General features: G+C 66.6%; 25 protein-coding genes and 1 riboswitch. Of the genes, 5 read left to right on the top strand and 20 right to left on the bottom strand.

Annotation, left to right across the window (positions count from 1 at the left end):
• Positions 1–252 precede the first annotated feature (252 nt).
• The gene (locus HMPREF3067_RS06645) at positions 253–567 is read right to left on the bottom strand and encodes a DMT family transporter (RefSeq protein ID WP_070768929.1); all 315 of its coding nucleotides are present in this window, start codon (positions 565–567) and stop codon (positions 253–255) included.
• A gap of 7 nt (positions 568–574) precedes the next feature.
• A riboswitch (guanidine-III (ykkC-III) riboswitch) is annotated at positions 575–639 on the bottom strand.
• Between the two features lie 153 nt (positions 640–792).
• Entirely contained in the window at positions 793–1,560 is a 768-nt protein-coding gene (locus HMPREF3067_RS11045; RefSeq protein WP_083319185.1) for an NYN domain-containing protein, read from the bottom strand.
• A 245-nt stretch (positions 1,561–1,805) separates the two neighbouring features.
• Here HMPREF3067_RS11045 and HMPREF3067_RS06640 point away from each other — a divergent pair, with 245 nt between their 5' ends.
• A complete protein-coding gene (locus HMPREF3067_RS06640; protein ID WP_083319184.1) occupies positions 1,806–2,657 on the top strand; it encodes an NAD(P)-dependent oxidoreductase in 852 nt (283 codons plus the stop codon).
• A gap of 18 nt (positions 2,658–2,675) precedes the next feature.
• On the opposite strand, the gene HMPREF3067_RS06635 is transcribed toward HMPREF3067_RS06640, so the two are convergent.
• The 9 genes from HMPREF3067_RS06635 to HMPREF3067_RS06595 all read right to left on the bottom strand — a co-directional run bounded on the left by HMPREF3067_RS06635 (position 2,676) and on the right by HMPREF3067_RS06595 (position 12,361).
• Entirely contained in the window at positions 2,676–4,103 is a 1,428-nt protein-coding gene (locus tag HMPREF3067_RS06635; RefSeq protein ID WP_070768928.1) for a protoporphyrinogen oxidase, read from the bottom strand.
• 8 nt (positions 4,104–4,111) lie between these two features.
• Complete coding sequence (gene hemE / locus HMPREF3067_RS06630) at positions 4,112–5,170, bottom strand: uroporphyrinogen decarboxylase (RefSeq protein ID WP_141759353.1); 1,059 nt, start codon at positions 5,168–5,170, stop codon at positions 4,112–4,114.
• 59 nt (positions 5,171–5,229) lie between these two features.
• Positions 5,230–5,688 carry a hypothetical protein gene (locus tag HMPREF3067_RS06625; RefSeq protein ID WP_070768927.1) on the bottom strand — a complete coding sequence of 153 codons (459 nt, stop codon included), beginning with the start codon at positions 5,686–5,688 and terminating at the stop codon, positions 5,230–5,232.
• On the bottom strand, positions 5,685–6,470 hold the full coding sequence (locus HMPREF3067_RS06620; protein ID WP_083319183.1) for a hypothetical protein: 786 nt from the start codon (positions 6,468–6,470) through the stop codon (positions 5,685–5,687). Before HMPREF3067_RS06620 ends, HMPREF3067_RS06625 begins: the two co-directional genes overlap by 4 nt.
• Before the next feature lie 91 nt (positions 6,471–6,561).
• Positions 6,562–7,548 carry a porphobilinogen synthase gene (gene hemB, locus HMPREF3067_RS06615; protein WP_070768942.1) on the bottom strand — a complete coding sequence of 329 codons (987 nt, stop codon included), beginning with the start codon at positions 7,546–7,548 and terminating at the stop codon, positions 6,562–6,564.
• A gap of 68 nt (positions 7,549–7,616) precedes the next feature.
• Complete coding sequence (locus HMPREF3067_RS06610; protein WP_083319182.1) at positions 7,617–9,356, bottom strand: uroporphyrinogen-III synthase; 1,740 nt, start codon at positions 9,354–9,356, stop codon at positions 7,617–7,619.
• A 306-nt stretch (positions 9,357–9,662) separates the two neighbouring features.
• The gene (hemC, locus tag HMPREF3067_RS06605; protein WP_070768925.1) at positions 9,663–10,559 is read right to left on the bottom strand and encodes a hydroxymethylbilane synthase; all 897 of its coding nucleotides are present in this window, start codon (positions 10,557–10,559) and stop codon (positions 9,663–9,665) included.
• Positions 10,560–11,912, bottom strand: a complete 1,353-nt coding sequence (locus tag HMPREF3067_RS06600) for a glutamyl-tRNA reductase (RefSeq protein WP_070768924.1) — start codon at positions 11,910–11,912, stop codon at positions 10,560–10,562.
• Between the two features lie 230 nt (positions 11,913–12,142).
• Positions 12,143–12,361, bottom strand: coding sequence for a glutaredoxin family protein (locus tag HMPREF3067_RS06595; protein ID WP_070768941.1), 219 nt, complete (start codon positions 12,359–12,361; stop codon positions 12,143–12,145).
• Between the two features lie 228 nt (positions 12,362–12,589).
• Between HMPREF3067_RS06595 and HMPREF3067_RS06590 the strand changes: the two genes are divergently transcribed.
• On the top strand, positions 12,590–13,654 hold the full coding sequence (locus HMPREF3067_RS06590; protein ID WP_246819259.1) for an HAD family hydrolase: 1,065 nt from the start codon (positions 12,590–12,592) through the stop codon (positions 13,652–13,654).
• Positions 13,655–13,757: 103 nt separating this feature from the next.
• On the opposite strand, the gene HMPREF3067_RS11040 is transcribed toward HMPREF3067_RS06590, so the two are convergent.
• The 5 genes from HMPREF3067_RS11040 to HMPREF3067_RS06570 all read right to left on the bottom strand — a co-directional run bounded on the left by HMPREF3067_RS11040 (position 13,758) and on the right by HMPREF3067_RS06570 (position 17,505).
• Complete coding sequence (locus HMPREF3067_RS11040) at positions 13,758–13,859, bottom strand: 30S ribosomal protein bS22 (RefSeq protein ID WP_003855542.1); 102 nt, start codon at positions 13,857–13,859, stop codon at positions 13,758–13,760.
• A 337-nt stretch (positions 13,860–14,196) separates the two neighbouring features.
• Entirely contained in the window at positions 14,197–14,388 is a 192-nt protein-coding gene (locus tag HMPREF3067_RS06585) for a helix-turn-helix domain-containing protein (protein ID WP_070768923.1), read from the bottom strand.
• 316 nt (positions 14,389–14,704) lie between these two features.
• Positions 14,705–15,502, bottom strand: coding sequence for a pyrroline-5-carboxylate reductase (proC, locus tag HMPREF3067_RS06580; RefSeq protein WP_070768922.1), 798 nt, complete (start codon positions 15,500–15,502; stop codon positions 14,705–14,707).
• 149 nt (positions 15,503–15,651) lie between these two features.
• The gene (locus HMPREF3067_RS06575) at positions 15,652–16,560 is read right to left on the bottom strand and encodes a hypothetical protein (protein ID WP_070768921.1); all 909 of its coding nucleotides are present in this window, start codon (positions 16,558–16,560) and stop codon (positions 15,652–15,654) included.
• A gap of 15 nt (positions 16,561–16,575) precedes the next feature.
• The gene (locus HMPREF3067_RS06570) at positions 16,576–17,505 is read right to left on the bottom strand and encodes a Ppx/GppA family phosphatase (protein ID WP_083319181.1); all 930 of its coding nucleotides are present in this window, start codon (positions 17,503–17,505) and stop codon (positions 16,576–16,578) included.
• A gap of 33 nt (positions 17,506–17,538) precedes the next feature.
• On the opposite strand from HMPREF3067_RS06570, the gene HMPREF3067_RS06565 reads away from it, so the two are divergent.
• Positions 17,539–18,444 carry a DUF3109 family protein gene (locus HMPREF3067_RS06565; protein ID WP_070768919.1) on the top strand — a complete coding sequence of 302 codons (906 nt, stop codon included), beginning with the start codon at positions 17,539–17,541 and terminating at the stop codon, positions 18,442–18,444.
• 101 nt (positions 18,445–18,545) lie between these two features.
• On the opposite strand, the gene HMPREF3067_RS06560 is transcribed toward HMPREF3067_RS06565, so the two are convergent.
• The 4 genes from HMPREF3067_RS06560 to mshA all read right to left on the bottom strand — a co-directional run bounded on the left by HMPREF3067_RS06560 (position 18,546) and on the right by mshA (position 22,661).
• Positions 18,546–19,244 carry a response regulator transcription factor gene (locus HMPREF3067_RS06560; protein WP_070768918.1) on the bottom strand — a complete coding sequence of 233 codons (699 nt, stop codon included), beginning with the start codon at positions 19,242–19,244 and terminating at the stop codon, positions 18,546–18,548.
• Positions 19,241–20,494, bottom strand: coding sequence for a sensor histidine kinase (locus HMPREF3067_RS06555; protein ID WP_070768917.1), 1,254 nt, complete (start codon positions 20,492–20,494; stop codon positions 19,241–19,243). Before HMPREF3067_RS06555 ends, HMPREF3067_RS06560 begins: the two co-directional genes overlap by 4 nt.
• A 112-nt stretch (positions 20,495–20,606) precedes the next feature.
• The gene (locus HMPREF3067_RS06550; RefSeq protein ID WP_070768916.1) at positions 20,607–21,353 is read right to left on the bottom strand and encodes a phosphoglyceromutase; all 747 of its coding nucleotides are present in this window, start codon (positions 21,351–21,353) and stop codon (positions 20,607–20,609) included.
• 42 nt (positions 21,354–21,395) lie between these two features.
• On the bottom strand, positions 21,396–22,661 hold the full coding sequence (gene mshA, locus HMPREF3067_RS06545) for a D-inositol-3-phosphate glycosyltransferase (RefSeq protein WP_070768915.1): 1,266 nt from the start codon (positions 22,659–22,661) through the stop codon (positions 21,396–21,398).
• Positions 22,662–22,883: 222 nt separating this feature from the next.
• Here mshA and HMPREF3067_RS06540 point away from each other — a divergent pair, with 222 nt between their 5' ends.
• Positions 22,884–24,593 (top strand): long-chain-fatty-acid--CoA ligase, encoded by a 1,710-nt coding sequence (locus HMPREF3067_RS06540; RefSeq protein ID WP_070768914.1) that lies wholly within the window; start codon positions 22,884–22,886, stop codon positions 24,591–24,593.
• 215 nt (positions 24,594–24,808) lie between these two features.
• The coding region (locus tag HMPREF3067_RS11530) for an AMP-binding protein (protein WP_246819258.1) at positions 24,809–25,483 on the top strand (675 nt) is incomplete at its 3' end.

The raw sequence follows: 25,483 nt of genomic DNA, 5'->3' as shown, positions 1-25,483 counted from the left end.
GCGGGCCCGGCGGGCCGGCCGGCGCCCCGCCCCGGCCAGCACCGCGGCCCGGGATCAGCTTCTCCGAGCCAGGCCTGCCCAAAATTCCCAACATCCCGCCGGAAAAACTCCGCGCCCCCGATCTCCCGAAGCCGCGCGTGCCCGATCTCCCGGAACCGGCTCTCCCCTCCCCCGATATCCCGGCTCCCAACGTCCCTTCGCCCGGGCAGGTAGAACGCGACGTCAAACGTTCTCTGGGCCTCTAGGCAGCAGCTAGCTGATGGCCTTCAGCCCGATGATGCCGCCGACGATCATCGCCAGGAACAGCAGTTTCAGCACGGAGAAGGGCTCTTGCCCCGTCACGAGGGAATACACCACGGTCAACCCGGCGCCCACGCCTACCCAGACCGCGTAGCCGGTGCCCACCGGCAGAGTCTTTAAGGCCCAGGCCAACCCGCCCATAGAAATGGCGCAGGCAACAAAGAAGACTAGGGAGGGCACCAGTTTGCTAAACCCCTCCGAGCGGTCGAGCGCCACCGCCCACACCGCTTCAAATGCACCGGAGACAACAAGAATTAACCAAGCCATGATTCTTTCTGGCCGTCTTGTCGCCTTCCCGGGTACAGCTCCCTCGTCCGGGGCCCGCAGTGAGCAGTCCGCGCTTTCTACTTCTAGCACATATTCCAGCGTGAGCCTGACCCAATTTGCTTTATTCCTTGGTCTCACATTTTTGGGCCGACTTCACCGAGCAAAAGCTAAAATTTGCAATCAATCTCTGCCGATCGTCGAGGTTCTATACTCAAGGAAAACGACTTAGAGCTCATCATCGTCATCATCTGAAGAATTCTCTGGCTCGGGGGAATCCACGTGTAGAGGATCATCCACATTCCTCGGTGGCCTATTGACGCATTGGCGAATACCATCAATGTGTTCGCTCAAACTATCGCTAATAGGAGCCCACATGGGATCGAGTATGAAATCAATCCCTGAGCGTCGGGCATGTTTTGCAGCCGGAACAAAATCACTATCTCCGGAAATCATAACGATCTGGTTCACTAAATTGCGCTCAGCCAAAGCTGCGATATCCAGCCCGATGCGCATATCCACCCCCTTTTGAGAAATACTGAGGTAGAAATCCTTGTCTGTTAAATCTGAAACGGAGATTTTTCCCCTGCAAAGCTTTTTAAGTGGAGCTTCTTTGAGCAAGTATCCGTTCTGAGCTTCGAGGGGTTCGCCCCGCCTAATTGCAACTTTTCTCTTCTTGGTCAGGGATGCGAAGAAAGCGTTAGTCCACGTAAATAGTTCGCTTTGTCCAAGGTTTACGTTCTTTTGCAGCAATGGGTGGTAGACCACTTTTTCGGACGGCGGGCAATCGTAGTAGTAGATGCGGTAGAGGCCAGCGCGCGATTCTCGGATGTGCCGGCGACAGTACTCCACTAATTCTTCCGCTCGGTTTTCGGCTTCTTTGTGTCCGAACAGGCTCGCTGCGCGTTTCCGGTAAAAACCTCCGTCCACAAGGACTGCTGTCGTAATTTCACGAAGTGGGGTTGCGCTAGTTTTCGCTCGCTTATTTTTGCTCATCACTCTTCAAGTATGACAAAACCCCAGTCATCGGCGCTCTCCTTATCGGTGGAGGGTCAACGGCTGGGGTCGATACTCTTTATAATATTACGGCGACCTCCGAGGGTCAATCCTTGATTCAAGGAAGCGGGTCCGGCTCTCATCGGGGGCCCACCGGTGATTCCGACCGCTGAGTGTTGGCCTTCGAGTGTTGGAATACGCGCGCAGCAATCAGCGGTGTCCCACACCGACGCGCTAAAACTGGCATGCTGGAGGGCATGAAGGTTGCATTTCTAGGAACTGGACGTATGGGCTCGGAGTTGGCCCGCCACCTACTGAAGAACCACGAGGTCACGGTGTGGAACCGCACTGCTGAGAAGGCGCAGCCGCTCGTTGACGAGGGCGCGCAGCTGGCTGCCAGCCCGGAAGAGGCTGTAGCCGACGCAGAGGTTGTCTTCACTTCCCTGTTCGGGCCGGACAATATTCGCGAGGTCGTCGTGGAGGCCGACCTCATCCCGGAGGGGATCACCTGGGTGGATACCACGACGGTCTCCCCGGACGCCGCGCGGGAATTCGCCGCGGCGGTGGAGACCTACGTCGCCGCGCCGGTGGTGGGCACCCTGGGCCCGGCCCGCGAGGGCACGCTAGGCGTGTACGTGGGCACCCCGGACGACGAGCGCCGCGAGCTGGTCATGGACCTGGTCACCCCGTGGGCCGACGAGAACAAGCTCATCGGCGTGGAGTCCGCCCCCATCGCCACGGTCGGCAAGCTGCTGGCCAACCTGGCACTGGCCGTGACCGCCGAGGGCGTGCTCGAGGCCCTGCGCTTGGGCGAGTCCGAGGGACTGAACCCCGAGGTGATTCTGGAGATGCTCGACATCACGGGCCTGGCGTTCATGAAGAATATGAAGGCCCCGTTCATCCTCGGCGAGCGCAACCCGGAGCCGGGCGACTTTACCGTCGACGCCCTGTGCAAGGACGCCAAGCTGATGGAGCAGACTACCAATAAGCCGCTGCCGGCGGTCGCCGCGGCCATCGCCAACTTCGAGGAACAGCAGGCCATGGGCCACGGCAACAAGGACTTCTCCTCGATTTTCGTCTTCCGCGACGTGAACTAAAGCGTTGCTAGGCCTAACTTAGGCCAAGCGGGCGGCGGCCGCGCGGGCATCCGCGATAACGTCCGGCACGCCTACGCCGCCGGCCCAGGCGCCGGTGACCTCGAGGCCCGCGACGTCGGCGAGTTCTTCGCGCACGGCCTCCACGGTGGCCAGGTGCGTGGCATCGAAGCGCGGCAGGCCGCCAAACCAGCGCTGGGTGAAGATCTCCCCCACGCCGGCCGCGCGCCCGTCAAAGCCCGTAATCGACTGCAAATCATCAAGGGCGTAGTCCACCAGCTGGTCTTCCTCAGCACGGACCAGGGAGTCGTCGCCGAAGCGGGCGAAGCTGGCGCGCACCAGGGCTCCGCCGTGCAGGCGCTCGGCCAGGTGCGGCCACTTGTTAGTAGACAGCGTGAACGCCTTGGCGTGCACGCCCGGCTGGTCGGCGGCGACCAAGATGCCGGAGTTGTCCGGCAGCGAGTTGCCCTCCGGGTCGGTGATGGAGTCGAACTTCAGGCCCACCACGACGGAGCTGGCCAGCTTGACGGGGCTTAGGGCCTCGGACGCGGCCGGGGCGACCTTGGCAAGCAGGCGGGCCGTGGTCGGCGCCGGGGTGGCGATGACCACGCGGTCGTAGGGCTTTTGCGCCGGCTGACCGCCGCCGGTGAGCCAAAAACCGTCGTCTTTCTTCTCCACGGCGCTGATGAAGGTGTCGACATAGATGTCCGCGCCGGACTTTTCCGCCAGCGTGTCGTAGACCTGCGCGTAGCCGCCGCGGAAGGTGTTGAAGACCGCCTTCGGCTGGGCGTCCTTGTCCGCCCCGGCGGGCTGGTTCTTCTCCGCCTGGGCCTTCATGCGCTGGAAGTATTCGGCGACCGCGCCGGTCAGCGTGACCTTGCTGTCGGCGGCTTGATCGTCCAGCACCGCGGCGAGCTTCGGGATCGTCGCGCGCAGGCCGAGGTCCTCGGCCGCGCAGGAGTAGACCCCGCCCAGCAGGGCGGAGACGACCCGGTCGACCAGGTCCTGACCGAACTGCTGGGCCACCAACTGGCCCAAGGAGACATCGCCGCCGATTTCCCACCCGAAGGGCTCCTCGTTGTCGATGTTGCGGCAGGTCTCCTCCGAGACCAGGTGCGCGACGACCTCCGAGTTGCCCGGGATGCCCATCACGCTGGGGGCGGGCAGGTTGGTCAGCTCGCCCTGCGAATAGACCAGGGAGCGCTTGCCCGACGGAGTGACCAGCTGGTCGGCCAGGCCCAACGAGTGGAAGAATTCCACCGCGTCCTCCCGCCGCGCCAGGAACGCCTCCGCGCCCATGTCCGTGGGCCCGTCGTTAAACGGCACGGTATAGAGCTTGCCGCCGATGCGCCCGGCGGCCTCAAAGACGTCGACCTGGCGGTCCTCGCCGCGAAGCTCGTAGGCAGCGGTCAGCCCGGCCAGCCCGGCACCGATGATTGCAATGCGCATGAAAATTCCTAGCCTTCCTCGTGAATGATGGCCACGGCGCGAGTGATGGCGTCTGCCTCGGTGGTCGGTAGCACCCCGTGGCCCAAGTTCCAGACATGGCCGGTCGCGTGCCCGGCCGCTTGCGCGCTTTTGACTTCGTCCCGGATGCGGCGAACGGCCGCGCGCACGGCGTCGTCGCCGGCGAACAGCAGTGCTGGGTCCAGGTTGCCCTGAAGGGAGTGCGCGCCGTGGGCGGCGTGCACGCGGGCGGCCGCCGCGTCCATGGACACGCGGTAGTCCACGCCGACGACCTCCGGTCCGGCCTCGGCCATGGAGGGCAGCAGCTCGCCAGTGCCCACGCCGAAGTGGATGCGCGGGATGATCCCCTCCACGCCGGCGAGGATCTCCTGCGAATACGGCAAGACGAATTCCCGGTAGTCGGCCTCGTTGAGGTATCCCGCCCAGGAGTCGAAGAGCTGCATGGCGTCGATGCCGGCCTCGACCTGGGTGTGCAGGAAGGCCTGCACCGTGGGCACGATCCGGCGCATGAGCGCGTGCCAGGTCTCCGGCTCGGCGTGCATGAGCGCCTTGGTGCGCTCGTGGTTCTTCGACGGACCGCCCTCGATCAGGTAGCTGGCCAGGGTGAACGGGGCACCCACGAAGCCGATGAGCGCCTGCGAGTCGGTCAGCTCCTCCAGGATGTGGGCAATGCCCTGCTGCACCTGCTCCACGTCGTGGTCCAGGATGGGCAGGTTGTCGATGTCCGCGCGCGTGCGCACCGGATGATCCATGACGGGCCCGCGGCCCGGCATGATGTCCACACCCACGCCTGCGGCCTTGAGCGGGACCACGATGTCGGAGAACAGGATGGCTGCGTCCACGTCGTGGCGGCGGACCGGCTGCAGGGTGATTTCGGCCAGCAGCTCCGGCATGAAGCAGGAGTCGAGCATGCCGATGCCCTCCCGCACCTTCCGGTATTCCGGCAGCGAGCGCCCGGCTTGGCGCATGAACCAGACCGGGGGTCGCGAAGGGCTGCGTCCCCAGGCAGCGTCGAGGATGGGGGCATCAGTCAGGGTACGGCGCATCATAATCCCCCATTATGGTTCATTTTTGCGCCCAACGGCTAATCCGCCCGGCCCGGAGAAAGCTAGTTCTGCTCCCGGATGAATTCATTAGCGGTCGGGCGGAACATCAACAGGATCGCGACGGCCAGCAGGATGGGGATGAGCAGCAGGGCGATCCCGCCCACGCCGAGGGCCAGGGCGGCGACGTTGAAGAAGATGCACAGCGCGGCCACCGTGGTGCACACTCGGCGGGCCCACTTGTTGCCGCCGCTGAGCTGCGCGGCGGCCACGGAGATGACCAGCGCGCCGACCACGTTGGACACGGCCACAAACAGCTGGTCCCCGGCCGGCATCCCGGCGGACTGGCCGCCGAAGAAGGCGACGAGGCCGGAGGTGAGCATGACCACCGCGGCGGCCACCAGGACCCAGTAGGCCCAGCGCAGCGAGGGCGGGCAGACTGAGCCGTCCCAGCGCGAATCCTTCCGGGAGGCCCGGTTGTAGTCGAATGGTCCGGGGCTATATCCAGGGGTCCCGTAGGTCATGAGCTCTGGTTTTCCTTCTCGCGCTCCTTGGTCTTCCGGCCCTTTTTAGCCTGCTTTTCTTCCTGCTTTTCCTTCTGCTTTTGCTCCGCTTTCTCACGGCGCTTTTCCTGCTCTTCCTTGAGATCCTGCTCCATCTGGCGCAACTGCTCCAGCTCCCCGGTGTAGTCCAGGGTCTCGTTGCGCAGGCTGAAGATGAGGCCCAACACGGCGGCGACCCCGACCACGATCTGCACGGAACCGTCCACCACGTACAACCAGTCTGGCACATCGGTGGCCGTCGGGCGCGCCAGGAAGACCAGCAGCACGCGCACGCCGAAGTACAGGGAGAAGGCGAACCAGATCCGGCGGGCCAACCCGGAACGCTTGGTGTTCTTGGTCAGCATGACCAGCAGGCTGATCAACAGGGCGAGGATGGCGGCTGAGAACAGCGCCGAGATCCCCACGGCCAGGAAGGTAGCCATGGTCACCGCGCCCTCGCCCAGAGCCTCCAGCTGTACCAGCTGGTCGCCGGCCGCCTGCCGGGCGTTGGCCTTGATGACGTCCACGTTCACCACGGACATCACCACGTTGAGCACCTGGTGGATGGCCTCGCCAGCCACGGCCACGCTCCACGTCACCAGCATCAACCCGACCGCCTCCGGGCGGGCGGCCAGGAATTTCTCGAAGCGTCCGCCCGGCTCCTCAAAGCGGTGCGGGTGGGCCTTGCCCGGAGTCCGGGGCTGGCCGGCCGGGTGCTGCGGGCCCCGGTGATGGTCAGCGGGCGGAGTGTGCGGTTCAGTCACTAAAAACCTGTGCTTTCGGGTGAGAGGTTGGGGCGGGGCGGGAACGGAAAGGGCGCGGGGATGCGCGGGTTAAGCGCTCCCCGCCGCGGTCTTAGCCGCGCAGGGCGCGGGCGGCCTCGACGGCGTAGTAGGTAAAGATCTGGTCGGCGCCGGCGCGCTTAATGGAGGTCAACGCCTCCATCATCACGGCGTGCCCGTCCAGCCAGCCGTTCTGACCGGCGGCCTTAATCATCGCGAACTCGCCGGAGACCTGGTAGGCCGCCACCGGCACGGGCGAGCGCTCCGCGATGGCAGACAGCACGTCCAGGTACGGCAGGGCGGGCTTGACCATGACGAAGTCGGCGCCCTCGTCGATGTCGAGCTCGGCCTCCAGCAGGGACTCGCGGAAGTTGGCCGGGTCCTGCTGGTAGGTGCGACGGTCGCCCTCCAGGGAGGAGCCGACCGCGTCGCGGAAGGGGCCGAAGAAGGCGGAGGCGTACTTGGCGGAGTAGGCCATGATCGCCACGTCCTGGTGGCCGGCCTCGTCGAGCTCCTCGCGGATCTGGCCGATTTGGCCGTCCATCATGCCGGACGGGCTGACGATGTGGGCGCCGGCGCGGGCCTGGGCGCGGGCCATGTCGCGGTAGAGCTCGATGGTCGCGTCGTTGTCCACGCGGCCCTTGTCATCCAGCACGCCGCAGTGGCCGTGGCTGGTGAACTCGTCCAGGCAGGTATCCGCCATAATCAGCAGGTCGTCGCCGAATTCCTTGCGCAGGGCGGCCACGCCGCGGTTCAAGATGCCTTCCGGATCCCAGGCCTGGGAGCCGGTGGCGTCCTTGTCCTCGGGCTTGGGGACGCCGAAGAGGTCCACACACTTGACGCCGGCATCCAGCGCCTCGTGGGCGGCCTTCAGCAGGGAGTCCTCGGTGTGCTGGTAGACCCCTGGCATGGAGGGGATTTCCCGCGGGCTATCGATACCGTCCGCGATGAACATCGGCAGGATGAAATCCGCCGGCTGCAGGTGAGTTTCTGCCACCATCCCGCGCATGGCAGGCGACTGGCGGAGACGGCGGGGACGTCGGGAAAAATCGTAAGTCATGCCCACAATCATAGATCCCCGCCCCCGGCCACGGCAGCACCGGCGAGGGCCTGCCCCGGCCGGCCTACCTAGCTGGCGGACTTACGGCGCGCGCGGCGCTTCTTCTTCGGCGGCGGCAGCTGGCCGGCGGCGCGCAGGTTGGCCACGTGGGCGGCCAGGGCATCGATAAGCGAGGGCACGTCGGCGACCTCGGGGACCACGTCCACACGCAGCCCCATCTCCTCGGCGGCGGCCTTGGTGGACGGTCCAATGCAGGCGATGATGGTGCGCTGGTGCGGCTTGCCGGCGATGCCGACCAGGTTGCGCACCGTCGAGCCGGAGGTGAACGTGACGGCGTCGAAGCCGCCGGTCTTGATCATGTCGCGGACCTCCGCCGACGGCGGGGCGGCGCGCACGGTGCGGTAGGCGACCACGTCGTCGACCTCCCAGCCCAGGTCCTCCAGGCCGGTGACCAGGGCATCGCCGGCGATGTCGGCGCGCGGCAGCAGCACACGGCCCACGGCGTCGATGTCCTCGACGTAGTTCGGGAAGACGGAAACCAACCCCTCCGCGTTCTGCGCGTTGGGCTTGGGCTGCAGCTCCGGCACCATGCCCTTGGCCCGGATGGCGTCGGCGGTCTTTTGCCCCACGGCCGCCAGGTGCACGCCGGCGAAATCGCGGGCGTCCAAGCCCAGTTGAGCGATCTTGTCCCAGACAGCCTTGACGGCGTTGACCGAGGTGAAGACCACCCACTTGTAGCGGCCTTCCACGATCCCCTTGATGGCGCGGTCCATCTGCGCCGGGTTACGCGGCGGCTCCACGGAGATGGTCGGCACCGACTGCGGGATGGCGCCGTAGGAGGCCAGGCGGGCGCTCATGGGGCCGGCCTGGGCCTTGGTGCGCGGCACCAGCACGCGCCAGCCGTAGAGGGAGCGGTTTTCCCACCAGGAGTACTTGGAGCGGTCGTCGAAGCTGCGACCCAGGGTGACCACCAGCTGGCCGGGTAGCTCCGCGTCGAGCTTGGCCAGCATGCCCAGGGAGGTCTCAAAGGTCCGCTGCAGGCGGGTCGTGCCGTGCACGGTCACGTAGGCCTCGGTCTCCTTGGGCAAGCCGCGGTCGGTCAGCTGCGCGGCGATGACCGGCAGGTCCTCGGCCGTGGCCTGCAGGACTAGCGGCTGGGCGGCGGCGGCCAGCTTGTCCCAGTCGATCTCCCCGGCGGTGAGATCCGCCTCGGTGTAGGTCGAGCCCAGCGCCAGGCCGGCGAACGAGGGCACGGTCGACGGCAGGGACATGCCGGGCACGACCTGGAACTCCAAGCCGGCAGCTGCCACGGCGGTGATTTCGGCCTTGATGGCCTCGCGGTTAAGCGGGTTGCCCGCCACCAGGCGCACCACGTCGCCGGGCTCCGGCAGGGACTTTTCCCGGCTGATCTCGGCGGCCTCCTCCAGCGCGGCGCGCAGCACCTGCGCATTGGTCTCGGCAGCACCTGCAACGCCCGGCTTGCCGTCCTCCGGGATTTCGCGGAGATCGGCGGCGGTCGGCGGGGCCGGGCGCGGCGGCTTGCGGCGCGCGCCCGCGGCCTTCGCGTCCGCGCACATCTGCGCGTATTCTTCCTCGGCCGCCTCGAGCTTTTCCGGCGGGACCGGCAGTGCCGTGCCCACGATGTCACGGACCCCACCGAGCACGTCCGGATCGGTGATGGTAATCGAGTTGTGCGCCAGCACTTCCCTGGCGCGCACGGTCAGCAGATCCGGGTTCCCGGGGCCAGCGCCGACAAAGATAATCTTGCCCAGCGCTTCTACCTGGCTCGTGCCCACAGCATTGCTCATAAGGTTCTTTTCTAAAATCTCGGGGCGGCGAAAAACTGGCCCCATGCCACCTTTCCAATCCCCGTCGGTGCCGGGGTGGTGGCAGGATCAATCCGTTATTTCGCTGCGCCGTGTCGTTGGGATGGCGGAGGATAACTTACTTCGTCGAAAGGCTATTTAACGGCCAAAAATCCCAGGACACAGGTCCCGGGACGCCTTTTCGAGGGGCCGGATCATCAGTGCATAATGATCATGTGCTAGATACACCTTAAATTAATCAGCGCCCGCAATCAAAAACTCGCGGGCGCCGAAATCCCTAGCTCATCCCTAGCTCTCGCCGAGAATCTCGGCCGCCCCTTGGGCAAAGAGCGAGTCGGAGACCTCTGCTCCCAGCTGCGCGGAGCGCTCGACCTCGCCGGTGGCCTCGGCCAGGATCTGGCGGGCGCCGTCCAAGGCGAAGACCCCGCCGCGGACGGTGATCTGCCCGTCGGCCAGGTGGGAGGTGGCCGCCACCGGGGCGGTGCAGCCGGCCTCCAGGCGGGCGAGCACGGTGCGCTCCCCGGCGGCCTGGGCCATGGCCTCAGCGTCTAGGAGCGTGGTGATGGCGGCGACGGCCTCCTCATCGTCGACGCGGGCCTCCACGGCCAGGGCGCCCTGGGCCGGGGCCGGCATGATGGTCTCCGGTTCGAAGACCTCGGTGGCGCGCTCGCCGTAGCCGGCGCGCACCAGGCCGGCATAGGCCAGCATGACCGCGTCCAGCTCGCCGGTGGTCACCTTGCCCATGCGGGTTTCGATGTTGCCGCGCAGCGGGCGGATGTCCAGGTCCGGGCGCAGGGCCTTCAGCTGGGAGATGCGCCGCGGCGCGGAGGTGCCCACGCGCGCGCCTTCCGGCAGGTCGGCCAGGGCCAGGCCGTCGCGGGCGATGAGCGCCTCACGGTGGTCCTCGCGCTGGGGCACGATGAGGCGGAAGCGCTCGTCCGGGGCGGTGGGCAGGTCCTTGAAGGAGTGCACGGCGATGTCGCACTCGCCGGCCTGCAGCGCCTCGCGCAGCGCCTGGGTGAACACGCCGACGCCGATGCGCTCGACCGGGGCCATGTTCACGTCGCCGGCGGTGGTCACGATGTGCAGCTCGGCCGAGTAGCCGTTCGCAGTCAACCAATCGCGCACGTGGCCGGCCTGGGTGGTGGCCAGCCGGGAGCCGCGGGTGCCAATCTTGAGGGTCACTTAAACGTCCTTTCGCGAGTTAACAATGGTCTCCGCCGCCGGCAGGTCGTCCACGTCGACGGACACACCGGTGCCTTCCAGCTGCAGGCCGAACAGCTCCTGCAGCGCGGTCTCGTGGCTGACGGTACCGGACTGGGCGGCCAGCTTCTTGGCACGCACGGTCGGCTCGTGCAGCAGCTTGTCGACCACGCGCTTGAGCGAATAGCGCACGTCCTTCATCTGGTGCTCGTCCAGGTCCGGGGATTTCTGCTCCAGCCGGGCCAGCTCGCATTCGACCAGGTTGGCGGCGCGGCGGCGCAGGGCGGACACGGCCGGGGCCACGTCGCGCACGCGCTGCGCCGAGGAGTACTCCGCCAGCTCCTGGTCCACGATCTGGCGGGCCTGCACGTGCGGGTCCCGCGCGGCGCCGACCTCGGTGCCGGCGGCCTGCAGCGACTTGCTCAGCCGCTCGATGTTGACCAGGTTGACGTTGTCATCCTCGGTCACCGCGTCGTCGATATCGCGCGGCAGGGACAGGTCCACGAACATCATCTCGCGCCCGGCGGGCAGGTCGTCGGCCGTGATGGTGAAGTTGTCGGCGCCGGTGGCAGACACCGCCAGGTCGACGTGGTCCAAGGCCCCGGCCCGGTCGGCGAAGTCGACGACCTCGGCGTGCACGCCGGCCTGCTCCGCGTGCCCGGCCAGCCGCTCGGCACGCTCCCGGGTGCGGTTGGCAATGATGAGCTTGTCGATGCCCAGGCGGCCGGCGTGCGTGGCGGCCAGGGAGGCCATGGCGCCCGCGCCCAGCACGAGCGCGGTCTTGCCCTGGAGATCGCTGACCCCCATGGCCGTGAGCGCCTGGTCGAAGGCGAAGGAGACCATGGACGCGCCCGCGTCATCAATATCGGTCTCGGAGTGCACGCGCTTGCCGGCGTGCAGCGCCGACTGCGCCAGGGCGTGGATGCGCGGGCCCACGGTGCCCTGCTCGGCGGCGTGCTGGTAGGCGGTGCGCACCTGGCCGATGATCTGCTGCTCCCCCATCACCATGGAGTCGAGCCCGCAGGCCACCAGCATGAGGTGCTCCGCGGCGGCGTCGGCGTAGCGGACGTAGAGGTAGCTGCGCAGGCGCTCCACATCGACGCCGGAGACCGCGTGCAGCGTCCCGATGACGTCTTCGACCCCGGTGTGGAAGGAGTTGGTGACGGTGTAGACCTCCAGCCGGTTGCAGGTGGAGATAATCATCGCCTCGGACAGCGAACTGGCCTCCACCAACTTCGTACACGCACTGTGTTGTACCTGTTCATCCATGCTTAGCTGCTCCAGCAGCGCCACGGGCGCCGACTGGTGGGACATTCCCACAACGAGCACGCTCATGCAGCATTCCTCCACTCCACTAGACTTGCCGGCCGGCAGGCAGGCGACCTGCGCCTTAACCCCGCTCAGTGGTGAATCCTCACCACGATCAACCAAATTATTGATCCAAATCAACCAAAAGGATACCTGTTGGGCGCGGAATTCACGAACCGCGCGTCCTGTTAGACGCCTCCCAGCTCCCCGCCGGGGCACGTGACGCCCCGGCCCATCCGCTCCGTGCGACCCGCGAACTAGCGCGCCAATTCCTGGGCCAGCTCCGCGTTGTCGACTTCCCAGCAGGAAAACTCCTCCTCGTCGACCACGACCACGGGCACGCGGTCCCCGAATTCGACGGCCAGCTCCGGGGCGCTATCCACGTCCACCACGCGCAGCTGCGCGCCCGCGGCGGCAACCACCGGGGCGATCTGCTCTCGCACCCGCGCGCACGAACCGCAGGTGCTGCGCACCATCAGCTCCACCACGTGCCGGCCAGAGCCACCGGCTCCTTCCGTCTTCTCAGCCACTGCCGCGCCCACTCCTTGCACCAATCCTTGTCCTAAAATTTTTAGGGCAATCCCTACCCGGGGCGGTCGAAGGTTTAACTAAGACAAGCTCCGGGCTAGCGTTTACTATAGATACGTTACCCACCCCACCCCCTACGCGATCACATCCCGTCTAGGAAGCTTGACCCTGCCACAGTGAATCACCCGACCGACCCCGCCAACGGCTTGCCGTTGAACCCGCGCGACTTTCTGGCCAACTGGACGGCCAGCCGCGGAAACCTGCGTAACTTCCTGGAAAACTCCGCACTTGCCCCGCTGGACGACGCCTCCCAGCGCGCCGCCGGCGAGGCCGCGGCCTCCCAGGCGGTCGAGATGCTCTTCGACATCGACCTGGATTCCTACCACTCCGGGGTCGATTCAGTCAGCGGCTCGCTCAACGCCGCGGGCGGGCTGCGGCTTACCACCCCGGACCCGGACATCCCCCAGGACGCCGGGGCGGCCGCCTTCTTCGACGTGGACAACACGCTCATCCAGGGCTCGTCCCTGGTGCTTTTCGCCTTCGGCCTGGCTCGCCGGCGCTTCTTCAAGTTCCGAGAGATCGCCCCTATCGCTTGGAAGCAGCTGAAGTTTCGGATTTCCGGTGCGGAAAACGCCGCCGATGTCGCCGCCGGCCGCAGCCAGGCCCTGGAATTTATCAAGGGCCGCCCCGTCGACGAGCTGACCCAGCTCTGCGAGGAGATTGTCGATCACTCCCTGCTGCGCAAGGCCTACCCGGGCACGACTGAGCTGGCCCAGATGCACATCAACGCTGGCCAGCAGGTCTGGCTGGTCACCGCCACCCCGGTCCAGCTGGCTCAGATCCTGGCCAAGCGCTACGGCTTCACCGGGGCACTGGGCACCATCGCGGAAGTCGAGGACGGCAAGTTCACCGGCCGCCTGGTGGGCGATATCCTCCACGGGCCCGGCAAGAAGCACGCCGTGGCCGCCCTCGCCACGCTGGAGGGCCTAGAGCTCAAGCGCTGCACGGCCTACTCGGACTCGGCCAACGACGTGCCCATGCTGTCCATGGTGGGCACCGCGGTGGCCATCAACCCGGACAAGAAGCTGCGCAACCTGGCCGTGGACCGCGGCTGGCTCATCCGCGACTACCGCTCGGTGCGCCGGGCCATCCGCACCTACGGCCTGCCCGCCCTCATCACCGCCGCATTCTCCCTGGGCGGCTGGCGCGGGTGGCGCGGCTGGAAGGCCTCCCGCGGCTAGCCACAGGCACGCCACAGCCCACAGACACAGCACGACCTCAAGACACACCAAGACCCCGCGACCCGGAAAACCCCGGGTGGCGGGGCCAAAGCGGCAAGAAGTTTTACTTGCCCAGCTTACGACGCTGGACGCGGGTGCGGCGCAGCATCTTGCGGTGCTTCTTCTTGGACATGCGCTTGCGGCGCTTCTTGATAACAGAACCCATTGCTGGTTTCCTCACTTTCGCGGATAGTACGTACTAAACCTGCCGGCGGTCTAACGCTCGCCTGCCATACCCCGCAGGTGCACTCTGCCCGGGCTGCCCTACCGAACCGACCGGGGCGAGCCCGAGCAGCCGGCGCGGCGGCGGCGAGAATAAGCCGACACGAATGGTGCTTATATTACTGGTTGCGCGCCGGTGACCCAAAACCGCCCGCTCGTACCCGCAGCCTGGCCCCTTAAAAAGGGACAGCGCCCTCCACCTCCTGCCCACTGGCAGGAAGAGGAGGGTGCTGCGCTTGGTAGTAAGCAACCGGCCCGCCGGGTGGCGGGAGGAGCAACCTTTAGCCGACTCCGTAGGTGGAGGACTTCAGGTACTCGCTCACGGCAGTCTCGTGGACGCGGAAGGAGCGCCCGACGCGGACTGCCGGCAGGTCGCCAGCGTGAACCAGACGGTAAACGGTCATCTTGGAGACTCGCATGATCTCTGCGACCTCAGCGACCGTCAGAAAGGTTCCCTTTTCTTCATTAACCATATTTATCTAACCCTTCAGCCCGTGGCGCGCTGTAGGCTTCCCCTCCCACAGGACGAACACGCACGTGCTTGAACCAGCCTATCGTGAAACTTGTGACTAGTGCGACTTGAGTGGAAAAGTTTTCCCAGAAATCTATTTCTCACCCAGAAAAACTCCGGCACAACAGGGTTCACTGCCGTCCCGACTAGTCACGAGCGTTACATATATACCCCCCACATCGGGGGAGATAAAGGGACGCCTGTAATTCCCTGGGAATAGTCACGGGGATAGGCGCGGCCCTCTACCCGGGCCATGTCTCGGCCCGTGACCCGCCGCCTTAGCCCAGCTCCTGGGAGCGGGTGGCGCAGGCCTCGGCCGCGCGGAAGAAGGCGCCGCGCAGGCCGGACTCCTCCAGCTCGCGCAGGGCGGCCACCGTCGTGCCGCCCGGCGAGGAGACGTTGATGCGCAGCTGGGAGGCCGAGTCGCCGGACTCGGAGAGCATCGCGCCGGCGCCGGCGGCGGTCTGGCCCGCCAACTTCTCCGCCACGTCGCGTTTGAGCCCCAGCTGCACGCCGGCGTCCACGAGCGCCTCCGTGACTAGGAAGTAGTAGGCCGGCGCGGAGCCGGCCAGGGCGGTCACCGCGTCCATGTCGGCCTCGCCCACCGTGGCGACCTCGCCGACCGCGCTGAGCAGCTCCTGTACGCCTTCCAACTGCCCCTCGGTGACATGCCGGCCCGGCGCACAGGCGCACATGCCCTTGCCCACCAGCATGGGAGTATTGGGCATCACGCGCACCACCGGGGTCTTGGACCCCGCGGCCGTCTCCATGGCCTCCAGGGTCACGCCGGCGGCCATGGAGGCCACCACGGCGCTCTCCGGCAGGCTGTCTGCCACTTCCTCCAACACCGAGACGATCCCGTAGGGTTTCAGGCACACGAAGACGTAGTCCGCGTCCTTGACGGCCGCGGAATTGTCCGCGGTGGTGGTGACCCCGTAGGTGCTTTCCAGGTACTCGCTGCGGTCCTTGCTGCGGTTGGTCGCGGTGATATCGGCGCCCTCGTAGCCCTTAGCTACCAGCCCCGCAATGAGGGCCTCGCCGATATTTCCGCCGCCTAAAACTGTAATTTTCGTCATGCCCCCAGCCTGCCACAGCCGCCGCGGCCGCGGCCACCTTCCCTACCCTGCCGCGACCCCAATCCCGCTCCAGATAGACCAACACCCCGGGACACCGGAGAATCGAACCGGCGCCCCGGGGTGCGGGAGCGAAAACCTAAAAGCGTCCGCTAGAGGACCAGGATGAGCAGCGGGCCGAAGGTGAGTAGCAGGCCCACCACGGCGGCCAGCCCCATGGAGAAGCCGTCCCGGGCGGTGCGCAGGGCGTGGACGACGCCCACCATGACGACGGTCACCAGCACGGCCAGGATGGAGACCAGGACGCCGTTGAAGCGGTCCCAGAGGATCTCGAAGCCCTTGAAGACCACCGCGCCCAGCACAATGCCGATAACGGCCAGCAGCACCACGGCCACCGGGTTGAGCTTCTCGTCCTCGCCGTCGGCGTCGGCGTCCGCGGCGACCTCATCGGAAGCGTCCTTGCGGGCCAGCTCCTTGTCGACCGCGCCGTCCTGCGCGGAGGAGGCGCTAAAGGCGGTCGCCCCGCCGGTGGCCGCAGCCGTGGCGGCCGGCTTGGCCGGGTCCTCGACGACCGGGATCTCGCCGGTCTCGTCGGCGCTAGCGGCCGCGATCCGCGGGTCCTTCGAATCCTCGGCCGCAGCGGGCTGGGACTTGTCGGCCTTGCCAGTCTTGGCGGCCGGCTCGGCCGGCTTCTTCGCGGCCGGGGCCGGCTCGTCGGTCACCTTCTGGATGACGGCGGTCGCGTCATCGGAGGGCTGGTGGGCCGTCTCGGCAGCAGTAGTCTGCTTCTCGGTGCCGGCCCCTGCGTCCTTGCCGTCCTTCGGGGCGGGGATGACCGGTGCCGGGGTGTCCATGGGCACGCTGGAGTGCTTGGACTCGTGCGGGGCGGAGTCCACCTTGCTCAGGTTGCCGGTCAGCTCGGCCACGGAGATGCCACCCTCGTCGAGGCTGCGGCGCCGGCGGCGGCGCTTCGGTTCCTCGCCGGCGGCGGAGTCGGCACCCTTGCTCGCCTTGTTGCGGGCCAGGAGCTCCGCCACGGTCAACTGTTTATCGTCAGCCATGTCTGTGTTGTCTTCCTATCCTTGACCCTTGTCCAGCCGGCGCAAGATGACGCCCTCGCGCAGGGCCCACGGACAAATTTCCATTTTCTCTAAGCCTAATGCCCGCATCGAGGCCTCGGCCACTAAGGCTCCCGCCACGATCTGGTGGGATCGGTCTGAACTTACCCCTTCCAGGTCCGCCCTGTCAGCCGCAGTCATGCGGGAGATGAAGCTAATCAGCTGGCGCAGGCCCGGCGCGGTCAGCGTGCGCTTGACAAACGGGCCTTCCGAAGACGGGGCCGCGCCGGTCAGGCGGGCCAGGGTGCGCAGGGTCTTCGAGGTGCCCACGGCCATGCCGGCCGGCCCTTGGTCGCGCATGCGCTTGGTGGCGTCGACGAGTTCGGCGTCGATGTAGTCGCGCAGCATGCTGACCTTCTTCTTGGCCGGCGGATCGGTATCGAACCAGTTGTGGGTCAAGCGGCCCGCGCCCAGGTCCAGGGAGAAGGCCAGGTCCGGGAATTCTTCGGTGCCGGTGGTCAGCTCCAGGGAGCCGCCGCCGATGTCCATATTGGTGATGCGGCCGGCGGACCAGCCGTACCAGCGGCGCACCGCCAGGTAGGTCAGGCGCGCCTCATCCTCGCCGGAGAGGATCTCCAGCCGGACGCCGGTCTCCTTCTCCACCTCCTTGAGGACCTGCTCGGAGTTCTTCGCCGAACGCACCGCGGAGGTCGCGATGGGAAGGAACTCGTCGCAGTTGAGCTTGCTGCCCAGCTCGGCGGCCTCCTTGACGGCAGCCACCAGCTTCTTCACGCCCTTGGAGTGGATGTTGCCGTCCTTGTCCAGCTGCTCCACCAACCGCAGGGGAGTTTTCCAGTCACTCATGGGAGTGGGCCGCCCGCCGGTCTGGGCATCGACCGCCACGAGATGGACCGTGTTGCTTCCCACGTCTAATACACCTAATCGCACACGTCTAGCGTAGTAGGTCTACGGTATTAAAGTGTGAATCGCCCGAAGTCTAGTGAAGTTTATCTTGGTTTTCCGGCCTCCTCACCAGCCGGTAAATCGATCGCAGCGGGAACCGAATTGGCACCAGATTTCCCCCGGGAGTGGTTCGAATTTACCGACGTCGATGACCCCTACCACGTCTTTTCCATCGACCTGACCTGGGTGGAGTCCTTCTACTCCTGCCAGTTCGGCACCGCGGCCTGCCCCGGTATCGACAGCAACCAGCCCGACGTCGGCTGCTGCGTGCACGGCGCCTACATGGCCGATGAGCAGGACCGCGATCAGCTCTACGATGCCGTGGCACAAATGCCGGCCAAGTACTGGCAGCACCGCCCCGCGGACACGGACGCCTACTTGGAGCGCCAGGAGCGCGCGGCCGACGACGAGCTGGAGCCCTGGCTGGTCTGGGACGAGCTCGACGGCGACGACAGCGAGCCGGAGCCGGCGCTGAAGACCCCGCTGGTGGGCGGGGCGTGCATCTTCGCCAACCGCGCGGGCTGGGCCACGGGCGCCGGCTGCGCGCTGCACCAGTGGGCTATCGATGCCGACCAGGAGCTCACCGTGGTCAAACCCGAGGTCTGCTGGCAGCTGCCCCTGCGCCGCTACGAGGACTTCGAGGACCGTCCCGACGGGCAGGAGATCCTGCGCACCACCATCGGCGAATACGACCGCCGCGGTTGGGGCGACGGCGGCGAGGACTTCGACTGGTACTGCTCGTCCAACCCGTCCTGCCACACCAGCGCGGAGCCGATGTGGCGCTCCCAGCGCACCGAGCTTATCGCGCTGATGGGCGCCGAAAACTACCAGGTACTCGCCGAGCACTGCGCCGCCCGCGATCAGGCCGCGCGCGCCGGCGTGCCGCTGCTCCAGCACCCGGCCAGCGCTGCGCGCAAGCAGTAGGAACACACTCGCGCCCGGGCCCCAAGCAAGGCGAAAGCCCCGCGGCACGCGGCCGCGGGGCGGGGCCCAAGCAAGGCTCGGGAAGGCCCGGAAAGGTTCGGCTAGAGGTCGAATTTGTAGCCCAGGCCGCGCACGGTCACCAGGTGCTTGGGCTGGGAGGGCTCGGCCTCAATCTTGGAGCGCAGGCGCTTGACGTGCACGTCCAGGGTCTTGGTGTCGCCGACGTAATCGGCGCCCCAGATGCGGTCGATGAGCTGGCCGCGGGTCAGCACGCGGCCGGCGTTGCGCAGCAGGTACTCCAGCAGGTCGAATTCCTTCAGCGGCATGGGCACCGGGTCACCGTCCACGCAGACGGTGTGGCGCTCGACGTCCATGCGCACGCGGCCGCCTTCCAGGATCTGCTCGTCGAAGGCCTGCTCCTCGGCCGCCGGGGCGGCCTCGTGGCCGCGGCGCAGGACTGCACGGATGCGGGCGATGAGCTCGCGGGAGGAATACGGCTTGGTCACGTAGTCGTCAGCACCCAGCTCCAGGCCGACGACCTTGTCGATCTCGGAGTCGCGGGCGGTGACCATGATGACGGGCACGGAGGAGATAGCGCGCAGTTGCTTGCAGACGTCGGTGCCGGACATGCCGGGCAGCATCAGGTCGAGCAGGACGATGTCGACGCTGTTGTTGGCGAACTTGTCCAGCGCGGTCTGGCCGTCGTGGGCCACGATCGGGCTAAAGCCCTCCTTCCGCAGTAGGAACGCCAGTGGATCGGCCAAGGACTCCTCGTCTTCCACGATGAGGATGGTCGTCATGATGCTTTATCCTTTCGCCTTGCTGCCACCCGGGCGACTGCGTCGTGCAGACCCGACGTAGCTTTATTCTCACTCTTGTTGTCCGTATCCGGGGGACCTTCCGCCGGGGCTGGTTCGTGATAAATAGGAAGCTCGATGGTGAACGTGGACCCGGTGCCGGGCCGCGACCATAGCTTAATATTGCCACCATGGTTGGCCACCACGTGCTTCACTATGGCTAATCCTAAGCCAGTGCCGCCCGTTTGCCGGGATCGGGCCTTGTCTACCCGGTAAAAACGCTCAAAGACGCGCTTTTGGTTCTCCGGGGCGATGCCGATGCCGCGGTCGGTGACCCGGATGTGCACGATGTCGGTGCCCACCACCTTCTGCGAGATGGACACCGGCAGCGCCTCCGGCGAGTAGTTGATGGCATTCGTAATCAGGTTGGACACGGCGGTGACCAGCAGCGGCTTGTCGCCCCAGATCAGCACCCCGCTGTTGCCGCCGCGGATGAGGTCGATGTTGTGGTTGTCGGCGGCCAGCTGGTTGCGCTGGATGGCCTCGTCGATGACGTCGTCGATGCGTAGCGGCTCCATCTCCGGCAGCGCCTCCGCGCCCTGCAGCTTGGACAGGGAAATCAGCTCGGTGACCATCTCCGCCATGCGGTTGGCCTCCTGGTGGGCCTTGGCGCCGAAGTACTTGACGTGCTCCGGGTCCTCCGGGTCCTCCAGCAGCGCCTCGGTGAGCAGGGCGATCCCCCCGACCGGGGTCTTGAGCTCGTGGGAGACGTTGGCCACGAAGTCGCGGCGGGCGTCTTCCATGCGCACGTGCTCGGACTCGTCGGTGCCGAAGACGGTGATAAATCGGTTGTCGTTCAGGGTCAGCGGCTTAATCAGCGCGTGCACCTGGGTCACGCGGTTGCCGGTGCGCCGCTTCGGGATGGATAGGTCCAGGCCGCGCTCCTCGTGGTCCTCGTAGACCTCCTGGGCGACCTGCCACACGTCCGGGCGCACCGCGCGGTCGTGGACTAGGGACATGGTGTGCGCGGCGGGGTTGGACAAGATGACCTCGCCGCCGCGGTCGACCACCACCACGCCGGTGTTCGCGCCCTGGATGGTCAGGTGCAGCACCTGGCTGACGGTGGTGACCTGGTTCGAGTCCGCGGTCGCCGTCGTGCGGAAACGCTGGAGCCGCCCGCGCACCCAGCGCACCAAGGGCAGGACCAGTGCGCAGACCACTGCACCGGCCACAAATGCCAGAACGTTTCCCACGCTCGCGCCTTCCTCGGTTGTCAACGCGCCCGGGGACGGGGCAGAGCACCGGATTCAACGATCCTTTGGTTCCCGCGGGCGCGGCTAGATAGTTGTCTTTCCTACCTAAATGCTACTTGCCGCCCTGGGCCGCCACGGCGGCAGCCCCGGCTGCGGCGGCTTCCGGATCCAGGTAGGTGCCGCCCGGGTTGACCACCTTGCCGGAGGCGTCCACCTCGTAGACCAGCGGGATGCCGGTCGGGATGTTCAGGCCGGCGATGTCCTCGTCCGAAATCTGATCCAGGTGCTTGACCAGCGCGCGCAGGGAGTTGCCGTGGGCGGCGACCAGGACCTTCTCGCCGTTTTTCACGCGCGGCAGGATCTCTTCCTCGAAGTAGGGCACCAGGCGGGCGACGACGTCCTTGAGGCACTCGGTGCGCGGGACCTGGTCCAGGTCCGCGTAGCGCGGATCCTCCGACTGGGAGTACTCCGCGTCATCGGCCAACTCGGGCGGCGGGGTGTCGTAGGAACGGCGCCACGCCATGAACTGCTCTTCGCCGAACTTGTCCTTGGTCTCGGCCTTGTTCAGGCCCTGCAGGGCGCCGTAGTGGCGCTCGTTGAGGCGCCAGTCGCGGGTGACCGGGATCCAGTGGCGGTCGGCCGCGTTCAGCGCGATGTTCGCCGTGCGGATAGCGCGGCGCAGCAGGGAGGTGTACAGCACGTCAGGCAGGAGGTCTTCGGAAGCCAGCAGCTCGCCGCCGCGCTTGGCTTCTGCCTCCCCCTTCTCGGTCAGGTCGACATCCACCCAGCCGGTGAACTGGTTGGACTCGTTCCATTGGGATTGTCCGTGACGCAATAGGATGAGTTTTCCGTTAGTCATGCCTCCAGCATGCCACGAAACCGGCTGCACTGCCGCGAGATTCTAGCCTCCGGTGGCATGACGCGGATGACAGTTGGGGATCTCCGCGGTCAGCGCGCGCTGGTAGACCGCCACCAGCTCGGTGGCCGCAGCCTCCCAGCTAAAGCGCTCCGCGTGCGGCACGGCCGCCTCCCCCATAGCAATGCGCCGCTCATCATCATCGAGCAGCTCCTCCAGCGTGTCGGCCCAGTCCTCCGGCTCATGCGAGTCCACCAACAGGCCGGTCACGCCGTCCTCGACGGCAATCGGCAGGCCGCCGACGCGTGCGGCCACCACCGGAGTTCCGGAGGCCTGGGCCTCCACGGCCACCAGCCCGAAGGACTCGTTGTAGCTAGGCACGGCCACAATATCCGCGGCTTGGTAAAGCGCCACCAGCTCCTCCGGTGGGCGCGGGCTCAAGAAACGGACGCGGCGGTCCACACCCAGCTGGCGCGCTAGGTCCGCGTAGGCCTGCGGGCTAGCACCCGCCCCGGAGGGCCCGCCGCAGATGACCACGCGGAGGTTGCGCAGCGGTTCGCGGCGGAAGATCTCCGCGGTGGCGCGGATGAGTACTTCCGGGCCCTTGAATTTCTGCAGGCGACCCACAAACGCGATGACCTTGCTGTGCAGCGGCAGGCCCAGCTCGCGGCGGGCGCGCTCGGTGTTGCGGTCGCTGCCCGGGGTAAACAGCTTGGTGTCCGCGCCCGGCGCGACGGTGACGATCCGCTCGGCCGGGGCGTCGTAGTGCTCAGCCAGTTCGCGGGCCTCGTCGACGGTGTTGACTACCAAGAGGTCGGCGTTGTCTACCAGCTGCTGTTCGCAGATGCGCCGGGCCTCGGACTCGCGGGCGTCGTCGTCGCTGCGGTAGGCGTTTTTCACCGCGGCGAGAGTGTGCGCGGTGTGCACCAGCGGCACGCCCCACAGGTCCCGCAGCAGCCAGCCCACCTGACCGGAGAGCCAGTAGTGGGAGTGGATGATGTCGTAGTGCAGGTCGTGACACTTGACGTATTCGACCATCCCGCCGGCAAAGGCCGCCAGCTGCGTGGGCAGGTCTTCCTTCTCCAGCCCCTCGTAGGGCCCGGCCACGACGTTGATGACCCGCAGGTGCTCGCTGACCTCTACGACCTCGCCCTGGCTGGGCCGGGTCGCCCGGGTATACACGTCTACTTTTACGCCCTGCAGCGCCAGTTCCTTGGCGGTGTTGAGCACGTAGACGTTCATCCCGCCGGCATCACCCGTCCCAGGCTGCTCGATGGGGGAAGTGTGCATTGAAATCATCGCCACGCGCATGGCGCCCCAGTCTAATACCGCCTGCCCCCTCCCCGCCGCGGTGTTGCCTGCGTCACCGCTTCCAGGACGCTGCCGACGCCGGGACCAAGCCCGCGCCGGACCGCTGTCTAATGCCGACGGCGGCGCCCGCGCCGTGCGGCCGCGCGTTGCCTCGTCGTTATACTAGGGGAAGCACAACCTACGCTTGCGAAAGTTTTCCCCGATTCTTAGAGGTTAGAACCCATGTCAGCATTCGAGACCAAGGCTTGGCTCCAGCACTACCCCGAGTGGACCCCGCACTCCCTCGACTACGGCGAGACCACGCTGCTCGACATCTACGACAACAACCTGGCCATCAACGCCGAGAAGCCCGCCACCTGGTTCTTCGGCCGCACCCAGTCTTATGCGGACCTGGACCGCCAGGTCAACCGCGCAGCCGCGGGACTCAAGGCCTTTGGCGTGCGCCCGGGCGACCGCGTCGCCCTGGTCATGCCCAACTGCCCGCAGCACGTCGCTGCTTTCTGGGCAGTGCTCAAGCTGGGCGCCATCGTGGTCGAGCACAACCCGCTGTACACCGCCCACGAGCTGGAGGGCCTGTTCCAGGACCACGGCGCGCGCATCGCCATCGCCTGGGACTCGACGGCCGGCACGCTGGAGAAGTTACGCGGCACCACGGATCTGGAAACGGTGGTCTCGGTCAACATGATCGAGGCCATGCCGACCCTCAAGCGCGCGGCCCTGCGCCTGCCCTTCCTCAAGTCGCAGCGCGAGCAGCTGTCCCAGCCGGCCCAGAACACCGTCCCTTGGGACACCCTGATCGGCAACGCCATCGGCGGCGACGGCCAGGACCTGAAGGAGCCGGAAGGCGTTGAGCGCGACACCACCGCGCTCATCCTCTACACCTCCGGCACCACCGGCAAGCCCAAGGGCGCGGAACTGAGCCACGGCTCCCTGTTCGCCAACGTGTTACAGGGCAAGGCCTGGGTGCCCGGCCTGGGCGAGCAGGAAGAGCGCATGCTGACCGCGCTGCCGATGTTCCACGCCTACGGCATGACCATGAACATCACACTCTCCCAGCTCATCGGCGGCGAGCTGGTCATGCTGCCGGCACCGAAGATCCCGCTGGTCATGGACGTGATGAAGAAGCACACGCCCACCTGGGTGCCGGGCGTGCCGACGCTCTACGAGAAGATCGTGAAAGCCGCCGAGGAGCAAAACATCCCGATCAAGGGCATCCGTGCCGCCTTCTCCGGTGCTGCCACCCTACCGGTGGACACCGTGGAGAAGTGGGAGAAGTACACCGACGGACTGCTGGTGGAAGGCTACGGCCTGACCGAGTGCTCGCCGATTATCGTGGGCAACCCGATGTCCACCGACCGCCGCCCGGGGTACGTGGGCATCCCCTTCCCGGACACCGAAATCCGGATCGCCAACCCGGAGAACTTGGACGAGACCATGCCGGACGGCCAGGAGGGCGAGATCCTGGCCCGCGGCCCGCAGGTCTTCAAGGGCTACCACAACAACCCGGAGGCCACCGCCGCCGCCTTCCACGACGGCTGGTTCCGCACCGGAGACCTGGGGGTCATGGAAGAAGACGGCTTCATCCGCTTGGTCAGCCGCATCAAGGAAATCATCATCACCGGCGGCTTCAACGTCTACCCGGCGGAGGTCGAGGAGGCCCTGCGCGTACACGACGCCATCAAGGACATCGCGGTCGTCGGCCGCCCGCGCCCGGACGGCTCCGAGGACGTCGTGGCCTGCGTGGAGCTCAACGACGGCGCCGCTCTGGATCCGGAAGGCCTGAAGGAATTCGCCCGCCAGCGCCTGACCCGCTACAAGGTCCCGCGCACCTTCTACCACTTCGAGGACCTGGCCAAGGACCAGATGGGCAAGATCCGCCGCCGCGAGGTCCAGGACGACCTCCTGCAGCGCCTGGGCCAAGAGCGCAAGTAACCACTCCTTAGCCCATCCCTTCCACCCAGGCCCCGGCGCTTGCGCCAGTCCCGCCGGTTCCACCCGGCTCCGCCTCACACTCACCGCGCCCCCGCCACCCCGGCGGGGGTAAATTGTTCGCCATTCCACCCAAGAACATGAGGGATAAATCATGTTTAGGGTAGGCTGGCGTGCCGTAAAAGTTTTGTTCTCCTACGGAAGGTAATCGCACTCGTATGTCGGCCTATGAGACCCGAGCCTGGACCCAGCACTACGGCGACTGGACCCCCGCGGAAGTGGAAATAGGCAACGAGACCCTCGTGGACGTCTACCAGCGCAATCTCTCCGAAAACGGGGACCGCCCGGCCACCTATTTCTTCGGCCGCACCCTCACCTACACCGAGCTGGACCAGCAGGTCCGCGCCGCCGCGGCCGGACTCAAGGCCTTCGGCATCCGCCCCGGCGACCGGGTGGCCATCGTGCTACCGAACTGCCCGCAGCACATCGTCGCCTTCCACGCCGTACTACACCTGGGCGCCACCGTGGTCGAGCACAACCCGCTCTACACCAGCTACGAGCTGGAGGGCCTGTTCAGCGACCACGGCGCCCGCGTGGCCATCGCCTGGGACAAGGCCGCCGCCACCCTGGAGCCACTGCGCTCCACCACTGACCTGGAGACCATCATCTCCGTCGACATGACTGAGGCCATGCCGCGCCTGCAGCAGCTAGCCCTCAAGCTGCCAGTACCACCCATCAAGGCCAAGCGGGAACAGCTCACCGTCCCGGCCCCGGGGTCGGTCCCCTGGTCCACGCTGCTCAGCTCCGCCATCGGCGGCGACGGCCGCAACCTCACCCCGGCGGACATCCGCCCGGCCGACCCGGCGCTCATCCTCTACACCTCCGGCACCACC

The sequence above is a fragment of the Corynebacterium sp. HMSC04H06 genome, from assembly GCF_001815935.1.
Lineage (GTDB): Bacteria > Actinomycetota > Actinomycetes > Mycobacteriales > Mycobacteriaceae > Corynebacterium.
The sequence above is the reverse complement of the archived record's forward strand: the minus strand, read 5'-3'. Positions and strand labels throughout refer to the sequence as shown.

Excerpts from the sequence above, each read along its gene's own strand:
- HMPREF3067_RS06645 (WP_070768929.1), bottom strand. The coding sequence starts at position 567 with ATGGCTTGGTTAATTCTTGTTGTCTCCGGTGCATTTGAAGCGGTGTGG.
- HMPREF3067_RS11045 (WP_083319185.1), bottom strand. The coding sequence starts at position 1,560 with ATGAGCAAAAATAAGCGAGCGAAAACTAGCGCAACCCCACTTCGTGAA.
- HMPREF3067_RS06640 (WP_083319184.1), top strand. The coding sequence starts at position 1,806 with ATGCTGGAGGGCATGAAGGTTGCATTTCTAGGAACTGGACGTATGGGC.
- HMPREF3067_RS06635 (WP_070768928.1), bottom strand. The coding sequence starts at position 4,103 with ATGCGCATTGCAATCATCGGTGCCGGGCTGGCCGGGCTGACCGCTGCC.
- hemE (WP_141759353.1), bottom strand. The coding sequence starts at position 5,170 with ATGATGCGCCGTACCCTGACTGATGCCCCCATCCTCGACGCTGCCTGG.
- HMPREF3067_RS06625 (WP_070768927.1), bottom strand. The coding sequence starts at position 5,688 with ATGACCTACGGGACCCCTGGATATAGCCCCGGACCATTCGACTACAAC.
- hemB (WP_070768942.1), bottom strand. The coding sequence starts at position 7,548 with ATGACTTACGATTTTTCCCGACGTCCCCGCCGTCTCCGCCAGTCGCCT.
- HMPREF3067_RS06610 (WP_083319182.1), bottom strand. The coding sequence starts at position 9,356 with ATGAGCAATGCTGTGGGCACGAGCCAGGTAGAAGCGCTGGGCAAGATT.
- HMPREF3067_RS06600 (WP_070768924.1), bottom strand. The coding sequence starts at position 11,912 with ATGAGCGTGCTCGTTGTGGGAATGTCCCACCAGTCGGCGCCCGTGGCG.
- HMPREF3067_RS06595 (WP_070768941.1), bottom strand. The coding sequence starts at position 12,361 with ATGGTGCGCAGCACCTGCGGTTCGTGCGCGCGGGTGCGAGAGCAGATC.
- HMPREF3067_RS11040 (WP_003855542.1), bottom strand. The coding sequence starts at position 13,859 with ATGGGTTCTGTTATCAAGAAGCGCCGCAAGCGCATGTCCAAGAAGAAG.
- HMPREF3067_RS06585 (WP_070768923.1), bottom strand. The coding sequence starts at position 14,388 with ATGGTTAATGAAGAAAAGGGAACCTTTCTGACGGTCGCTGAGGTCGCA.
- proC (WP_070768922.1), bottom strand. The coding sequence starts at position 15,502 with ATGACGAAAATTACAGTTTTAGGCGGCGGAAATATCGGCGAGGCCCTC.
- HMPREF3067_RS06575 (WP_070768921.1), bottom strand. The coding sequence starts at position 16,560 with ATGGCTGACGATAAACAGTTGACCGTGGCGGAGCTCCTGGCCCGCAAC.
- HMPREF3067_RS06560 (WP_070768918.1), bottom strand. The coding sequence starts at position 19,244 with ATGACGACCATCCTCATCGTGGAAGACGAGGAGTCCTTGGCCGATCCA.
- HMPREF3067_RS06550 (WP_070768916.1), bottom strand. The coding sequence starts at position 21,353 with ATGACTAACGGAAAACTCATCCTATTGCGTCACGGACAATCCCAATGG.
- mshA (WP_070768915.1), bottom strand. The coding sequence starts at position 22,661 with ATGCGCGTGGCGATGATTTCAATGCACACTTCCCCCATCGAGCAGCCT.
- HMPREF3067_RS06540 (WP_070768914.1), top strand. The coding sequence starts at position 22,884 with ATGTCAGCATTCGAGACCAAGGCTTGGCTCCAGCACTACCCCGAGTGG.